Annotated in this window: 2 protein-coding genes; both read left to right on the top strand. The window is 67.2% G+C overall.

All coding sequences use genetic code 11. The features are described 5' to 3' along the window. Positions 1-59: 59 nt before the first annotated feature. Positions 60-542, top strand: coding sequence for an N-acetyltransferase family protein (locus AC07D6_RS33505; RefSeq protein WP_479050736.1), 483 nt, complete (start codon positions 60-62; stop codon positions 540-542). 128 nt (positions 543-670) lie between these two features. Then, the gene (locus tag AC07D6_RS33500; protein WP_479050734.1) at positions 671-1441 is read left to right on the top strand and encodes a transposase; all 771 of its coding nucleotides are present in this window, start codon (positions 671-673) and stop codon (positions 1439-1441) included. Positions 1442-1510: the final 69 nt, after the last annotated feature.

Raw genomic sequence — 1510 nt, 5'->3', positions numbered from 1 at the left:
CTAAGGGTTGTCCCGTAACTGCTCGTCAGTGAGCCGAGTGTCGCGGCAGACTCATGGTCATGGTGCACCTGCGGATTCTCACGACGAGCGACTGGCCGTTGTGGCGGGAGGTTCGCCTCGCTGCACTGAGTGAGGCACCTCACGCCTTCAAGGCTGGGCTCGCGGAATGGCACAACGGTGGGGAAGAGCGGTGGCGCGAGCGCTTGGCGATGCCCGCCGCCTACAGCATCATTGCGCTGCTGGACGGCCGAACCGTAGGAATGGCCGCCGGCCTTCCCGGGGATGGCGGCGCATGCGAGCTCAGGTCGGTATGGGTCAGCCCCCAGGCACGGGGCCGCAGCGTCGGGGACCAGTTGATAGAGGCAGTCGAGGGCTGGGCCCGGCAGAGGGGTGCTACGACTCTGAAGCTCGCGGTCCTGCCGGGCAACGAACCCGCTGTCGCTCTGTATCAGCGCAACGGATTCGTCGATACGGGAGAACTCGGTGACCTGTTGTCCGACGGGGTGACCAGGGAACGTCTGATGGTGAAGGCGCTTCGCTGAGAGGAAGGCGTGCGTAGTAGAACCGTCCACCCGTCGATTCCTGGGAGCGGTGTCCCTCGATCCGAAGGCCACGGGCGCTGCCCGCTTCGGTGCGGCGACGAGACGGTAACGGTTGAGATGATCTTGGCGTGGCTGGTGTGATCACGGCGTCGGAGCCGTCCTGGATAGCCCCGTTCACCGGGCTGAGCCCGCGTGCCTTCGGCAAGCTGGTGACGGTCCTGCGGCGCAAGGGTGCGGACGCGGTCCGCAAGGGCCGGCCATGGAGCCTGCCTTTGGAGGACCGGACTCTGCTGGTCGCGGCGTACTGGCGCACCAACCTCACGATGCGCCAGCTCGCCCCGCTGTTCGGGGTCTCGAAGTCGGCGGCGGACCGGATCATCGACCACCTCGGGCCGATGCTCGCGCTCCAGCCCCGCAAGCGGTTCGCCAAGGGCGCCGTGCTCATCGTGGATGGCACCCTGGTGCCCACCCGGGACCACACCGTGGCCGAGCGGTCGAAGAACTACCGGTACTCCACCAACCACCAGGTCGTCATCGACGCCGACACCCGTCTGGTCGTCGTGGTCGGCCGGCCATTGGCCGGGAACCGCAACGACTGCAAGGCGTGGGAGGAGTCCGGTGCCAAGGCCGCGGTCGGCAGGACTCTCACGATCGCCGACGGCGGCTACCCGGGTACCGGACTCGTCATACCGCACCGTCGTCAGCGCGGCCAGGTCGAACTCCCGGCCTGGAAAGAGGAGCACAACAAGTCCCACAAGCAGGTCCGCGCCCGCGTCGAGCACGTCTTCGCCCGCATGAAGACCTGGAAGATCCTCCGCGACTGCCGCCTCAAAGGCGACGGCGTCCACTACGCCATGCTCGGCATCGCCCGAATGCACAACCTCGCCCTCGCCGGATAGGCCAGTGGGCCGCACGGCAGCCAACCATGCCCGAGGCGACCCGCAGATCATTTACGGGACAACCCTTAG

Source organism: Streptomyces sp. NPDC045287 (assembly GCF_056432325.1).
Note: the sequence above shows the minus strand (reverse complement) of the source record. Positions and strands in the feature narration are given on the sequence as shown.